The organism is Micromonospora sp. S4605 (genome assembly GCF_003176715.1).
GTDB classification, from domain to species: Bacteria; Actinomycetota; Actinomycetes; order Mycobacteriales; family Micromonosporaceae; genus Micromonospora; species Micromonospora echinaurantiaca.
The window spans coordinates 1-6,003 of the sequence record NZ_QGSW01000342.1; the positions used below are offsets into that span (position 1 = coordinate 1).

Here is a 6,003-nt window from a genome sequence, read left to right on the forward strand (position 1 = left end):
GCGGTAGTCCCTTTCGAGAGTGCTGTGGAAGGTTCACTCGAAAGATCACGCGATGGCCGCGCTCTATGCCGGACGGGCTGTCCGGCAATCACGCCAACCGCGTTACACCACTATCAGGGACGCCACTATGCCACCTTCAGCTACCTGTCGCGCTACGCCTGGCGGCGGGTGCTCGGGTGGATACGCAAACGCCACGACGGAGTGCCCTGGAAGCACCTGATCCGTCGGTATCTGCCTGGATGGAAACCGACGCACGAGGGGATCGTTCTGTTCGACCCGCAGAAGGTGGCGATCAACCGCTACCGCTACCGCGGAACGAAGATCCCCACTCCGTGGGACAGATGGCATCAACCGGCGGCCACACCCAGCACGTGACCTGACGGCATGTGCTCGTGGAGAGCCGGATGCGCGGAGACGCGCACGTCCGGTTCGGGCGGGCGGGTCAGGGAGACGACCGGACCGAAAGGCTGGCACCGCGCCCTGACCCGACCCCACCAGCCGGCGATGACGGCGATGGTGGCGGCTGCGGTGATGCGGATCGCGCCGAGGATCCAGCGGTGGTGGGGGACGCGGGAGATCAGCTCGACGGTGAGCAGCAGCGCGAGCGGCGGCCACGCGGCGATGATCTGGCTGATCGGGTTCGGGCGGGCGTGCAGGACGTTCGCGGCGACCGAGGCGGCGACGCCGAGGGTGAGGGTGGCGCGCACCGCCCACCGTAGCCGCCGCAGTTGTTTGCCAGCGACGACGACGGAGTGTGTGGCCGGGATGTGGGGTGCCGGGCTCATGCGGACGCTCCGTCATCGGAGGGTCGTGGGCTGTGGCGCCCGGGTCGGGGTTGGCGCAGGTCGGTGATGAGGCGGTCGGCCAGGGTGAGGGTGTCGTCGTCGGGTTCGGCGTCGATCTCGGCGAGGCGGCGGGTCAAGGTGCGGCGTAGCGCGCGGATGGTGTCGACGTGCCCGAGGCGGGCGTGGGCGCGCATCGCGGCCTGGTAGAGGGTTTCGGCGTAGGGGTGGTGCTGCAGGGCGTTCTCACAGACGGCGGCCTGCTGGTCGGGGTGGTCGGCGAGTTCCTCGACGAGGGCGGCGACGGCGTTGAGGGCCTCCTGCTGCACGGCGTGCCGGTGGGGTTCGAGCCATTCGTAGTCGCAGCCCTGTGCGAGGGGCCGGTAGGTGTCGACGGCGCGGCGTAGCGCCGTGATGCGTTCGGTACGTGACGCGGCGGTGTCGGCGGCGCGGATGGCGGCGCGCATGCGCCACAGGTCGATGTCGAAGCGGTCGGGGTTGAGCTGGTAGCGGTGGTGGAGGCGGGTGAGGTAGGTGCCGGGACCGGCGGTGTGGCGCAGCACCGCGCGCAGGTCCGAGACGTAGGTGTGCAGCCGGTGGGTGGCTCTGCTGGTCGGGGCGTCGGGCAGCAGGTCGTCGAGGATCGCATCTGTGGAGGCGTCGCCGTCGCACACGGCCAGATACACCAGCAGTTCCAGGGACTTGGCGCGTGGCTTGCGTTGCGGGTCGGCGTCGACGATGGCGGGCGCGCCGAGCACCGTCACCTCGACCCGGTCGCGGCGCGCCGGCAGCGGCGCCTGGTCGCCGGCGAGGCCGACCGGCTCTGCGTCCGCCACGGGCAGGACGGTGGCCCTGCTGGGGGAGGTGCCGCCGGCTGCCGGGGCGGTGTCGTCTCCGCCGACCGGGACGGGGGTAGCGGTCGCGTCCGGTTCGTTGGCGGCGGTGGGAGTGTCAGCGCTGGTCGTGCCCGCTTCCCGCCCGGGTGCGTCGGTCGCCTTGTCCGGGTCGCGTGCGTCGGCGTCGTGCCCGCTGGTCTCACCGGCCGCCGGCGGCGTTGCCGGCTGTTGTTCCGTGCCTGTGGTTGCCGTGGTCGTCGTGTGGGCTGGCGTGGGCCGGGGGCTAGGTGCGGTGTCAGCGGGCGCGGGCGGCTGGCCGGTGTGGGATTCGGCCAGGGTCGCGAGGATGTCGATGGCCTCGGCGGGGTTGAGCACGGTGAGGCGACCGATGTCGCCCTGGTCGGAGCGGTGCCGGGTGTCGCTGTCGGCGGGGGTGGTGCTGCCGTCGGCGGCGACATCGACGGTGCCGCCGTCGGGCCACGCGCCGAGCAGCACGCCGTGGATGTCCAGGCGGTGGCCCTGGGTAAGCAGTGCGGCGAGGCGGGCGCGTTCCCCGCGGCCGGTGGCGTCGGCCAGCAGCATGACCGGTGGGAGGGGCTCCTCGTAGGGGTCGACGGCGCGCAGCTGCGTGACGGTGTCGGCGTCGTGCTGGTGCAGCAGCCGGGCGCGGTGCATCACCTGCGCTTCGCAGATCGTGAGCGCCTCGTCCAGGCTGGCGGTGACGGTCAACCGTGGAGTGCGCGGCAGGTCGACCGCGGTGACGTCCAACAGTGCCGCCGCGGTCGCCGCCGGTATGACGACCTCGGCGCGCGCATCCGGGTGATCCGCGCCGCCTGCGGCGAGGACGGCGATCAGGAATCCGCGGGCGGCGGCTTCCGCGCCAGGACCGGTCAGGCCCAACCCTGCCGAGGGCCATCGCGACACCGACGGGTTGTTCAGCGCCGGCACCACCGTAAACGGGCCGCCGACTTCCGTGTCGCCGACGCCGGCCGACGCCTGATTGTGATGGTCCGGTTCCTGATCATGGCTTTCACCAGCAGTGCGGACGCTGCGCCGGTCCGCACCGGGGGCGGCTGTGACACGGCGTAGTCCGCGGCGGATCTGAGCAACCACTCGAGGCATGGGGGTCAGGGCCGGGTCGTCACGGCGGGGCCGGGCCGAGGAGGTGCGGGGGACGTAACGGCGTTGACGGTGGGCCCAGACCAGCGCGACGGCGACGGCGAGCGCGCAGGCCAGGCCGAGCTCGACCCAGCTGCCGCTGGGCAGCAACACCCCGCGCCAGGCATGCCCGGCCGCCCGGCTGGTGTCGTCTGCCCCAGGGCTGACCGACTCACCTGGTGCGGTGCCGGTCGAGACAGCGCCGCTGTCGGGGGCCGCGGTGGCGGCGGGCTCAGGGGCGGTTGACTGCCGGGGGTTCACCGGCGCCGGAGATGGGGGTGACGTCTCGGAGGCGTCCGGCGCCGCACGTTCGTCGGGTCTGCTGGTCGGCGGTGGTGCCGTGTCTGCGGGCGGGTGCGGCGGCCGCGGTGGTGGGGCGGCGTCGGCGGGCAGGTGCAGGGTCCAGCCGGGGTAGATCAGGTTCGGGTCGCGCAGGGTGCCACCGACGTGGGGGAAACGGGTGCCCCTGTTGAGGGCGAAGATCTCCGGCCAGCGGTCGGCGTCGCCGAGGGTGCGTTCGGCGATCCGGCAGAGGCTGTCACCTCGCCGCACGGTGTAGGTGGATATTTGCCCGCTTGGTCGCGGATCCTGCCCGGCCTGGTGCCCGGTGGGCGTGGCGGTGGCCGGTTCGGCGGCGGGCAGGCCGCTGGTGGTGGCTGGGCTGGCGTGCGCGGTGGCGGCCGTGGCGGTGGTGGCGGCCGTCGCGCCGAGCAGCGCGGCGGCGAGGCCCTGGAACGGGCCGGGAAGGCGCAGGGTGGCCGTCCAGCGCAGCCGGCGGGCCACTGCGGTGTAGACGTGGGTGAGCACGGCGGTGAACAGCAGCAGCCACAGCATCGCCCCTCCCGCTTGCGCGAGAACGATGACAAAACCGGTGCTCATCGGCTCAGCGATCCACCCCCTGGCGGCGGCCGGTGAGGGCACCTGCGGTGCCCATGCGCCGGTCGCGGCGAAGGCAACCGGTACGGCGGCGGTGGACAGGACGGCGGTGGTCACCGCCGCGATACGTGCTGGTCGGGATGTCACCTGGCCTCCCTTCATCTCACGGCCCCGGATGGCGGTGCTGCTGACGCATAGGGCGGGGCAATGCCGTGACGCTATGACTGTCAACGCCATGGTGGGAGGAGACGGCGGCTGACAGCACCTCACACCGCCTTACACGACCTCACAGCCACAGCTCAGCAGGCGTGACGGGGTAGCTGGCAGCTGGGCACGTACAGCGAGACAACCCGCGCTGCGGGTGAGTGAGCGGGACGTTGTGCGCCATTGGCGCATAGTTCGGGTTCGGCTCCTGCCGTCCACTCGGTCGGGCCGGAGGATCCCGGTGTCGAATGTGGCGCCGCGGTTGGTCCGGTCGATGTCGCCTCTTGGCGCGATGGTTGATGGTGTCCCGCTTCAAGACGCGCGGGCCGGGTGGATGACGACACCCGGCCAGCTCGGCGTGACGCTACGTAACGCGCGGATCGCGGCAGATCCGTGCACATGTGAAGCGCCGTGGACTGACCGGAGAGGATGTTTGCGTGGATTCAACAACGTTGCACTGGGCATCACGCCGGTATTTGACGAGGCGATATGAGGAACTGCAGAGGGAGCACGGCGGGCTGCCCAACGATGGCCGCCAAGCCGATGGGTACCACTACACCACCGAAGCGAAGGGGATCTTCCCCCGCTACAACGTTGTGGACGCCATCCTCATGGAAGTTGAGCGACTCGATCCCGACCGGCTACCCAGCGTCGACGTAGTGGCCAGCATGATGCTTACGGCTGCCGAGCGTGCGCACTGCCCGTTCACCGAACCCCCGCACGACGACGTCGAGGCACAGGCCATCGCCGATGAGCGCCGGCTGTTCGCTGCAAAGGTACGGCATTGGACTACGCTGCCGGATTTCCGCACCGATCCCGTCCCGTATCGGCGCGTGCTAACGCCCGAGGAGTCATCAGCCTGGCGGACGTCGCTGCAACAGCGATGGGGGGTGCAGAACGGTTGGTGGCACCCGTTGCTGAGTAGTTCGGTTCCGAACGACGTGCTGGTGCTGACTGGAGAGTCGATGTGGGAGGGCGACGGCGTTGATCAGGTTCGCCGAGTGCTGCGAGAGCTGGGCCGGCCGCGTGTAGTCGAGTTGCGCGAGTATGGGGCCGACTACCTGTTGGATGTCGAGATCATGGCCCCGAGGTACACCGGGCCGGAGGGATTCTGGATCGACGAGCGACACGATTGGATTGCCTACGCATCCCACGAGGGAGCCGTGGCATTCGGCGGTGCACTCTCTGCCGGGCTCGTGGCTACCTGGCCTGAGGTCGACAGTTGGCGATGGCCCGGATGGCAGGAACTCGGCCATGGGTGACCCATGTCATCCTCCACGAAGCCGCAAGGTTCACCCCTCTCTGCAATTCAGGATGCCCGAGCGTCGCGAAGCGCCGACCACCCGCAGTGAGGGGCGACGACGGGCGGCTGACGTGCACGGACGGCGGCAGATGAGGGCGGCTCTCCTTGGAGACCGGTGGTCTCTGCTGCAAGGATGATGATGTGATCATTCCCGGCTATTTGGATGGGTACGAGCCCCCCTTTCTGCAGTCACCGCTGGTCGACGGTTCCGAGATGATGTCGAGCCCGCTGTTCTGGCCAGCGTTTCTTTACACCGTGGGCGGATCCGAGTCAGCACCGAACGCCTTCGGTTCCGATCCAGCCGACCTGAGCGAACTCATCGACACCTTCCTCGACCCGCGCCGATGGCCGGTGTTCTCACTACCGCTCGCAGGTCACGATCACCTTCACGTCGTCATGCGTAACTTCGAGGGTGAAGGCGGCGTCGACTACGTCCTTGCGCCTGGCTCCGGCAGCGAGTCGTTGCCACTCGCAGCCTTGGAAGGACACTTTCGCGGGCCCGCGCTCGCGTGGCCGGAACTTGTCGCCGCTGCGCAGCAGTCGGACGAGGATCACACGCCGGCGGAGCGACTGCTCTTACTGTTGCCTGCCTGCGCCGACAGCGACCGCACCAGCTCAGCCGTCGACATGGTGGCAGCGGCCCTCACCTCCATCGGCGCCCGGTCTGGCGCACGTCAGGTGAGCGCCGAGTTGCTCAATAACCGTCGGTACTGGACACCCACGGCCCCGGCGTTGTTCGGGTGTGTCCGGTTTGATCATGGTTTGTTAGATGCCGTAGGTGGCGAAGACGTCGCGGCGGTCGTGTAGGTCGCGGCGAGCGTGAGCGATGTTCGCGCGTCCGGCG

At 69.9% G+C, this 6,003-nt stretch carries 3 protein-coding genes and 2 pseudogenes; 3 read left to right on the forward strand and 2 right to left on the reverse strand.

The window, feature by feature from the left end; all coding sequences use genetic code 11:
* Positions 1 to 375, forward strand: a pseudogene (locus DLJ47_RS37235) (hypothetical protein); the annotation flags it as partial.
* Between the two features lie 119 nt (positions 376 to 494).
* On the opposite strand, the pseudogene DLJ47_RS29595 reads toward DLJ47_RS37235, so the two are convergent.
* Both DLJ47_RS29595 and DLJ47_RS29600 read right to left on the reverse strand, forming a co-directional pair.
* A pseudogene (locus DLJ47_RS29595) lies at positions 495 to 785 on the reverse strand (DUF2637 domain-containing protein); the annotation flags it as partial.
* Positions 782 to 3,799, reverse strand: a complete 3,018-nt coding sequence (locus tag DLJ47_RS29600; protein ID WP_233258083.1) for a BTAD domain-containing putative transcriptional regulator — start codon at positions 3,797 to 3,799, stop codon at positions 782 to 784. The pseudogene DLJ47_RS29595 and the gene DLJ47_RS29600, both read right to left, overlap by 4 nt.
* A 494-nt stretch (positions 3,800 to 4,293) precedes the next feature.
* Between DLJ47_RS29600 and DLJ47_RS29605 the strand changes: the two genes are divergently transcribed.
* Both DLJ47_RS29605 and DLJ47_RS29610 read left to right on the forward strand, forming a co-directional pair.
* Positions 4,294 to 5,118, forward strand: coding sequence for a hypothetical protein (locus DLJ47_RS29605; protein ID WP_146228222.1), 825 nt, complete (start codon positions 4,294 to 4,296; stop codon positions 5,116 to 5,118).
* Between the two features lie 182 nt (positions 5,119 to 5,300).
* The gene (locus DLJ47_RS29610; RefSeq protein WP_109904893.1) at positions 5,301 to 5,966 is read left to right on the forward strand and encodes a hypothetical protein; all 666 of its coding nucleotides are present in this window, start codon (positions 5,301 to 5,303) and stop codon (positions 5,964 to 5,966) included.
* Positions 5,967 to 6,003: the final 37 nt, after the last annotated feature.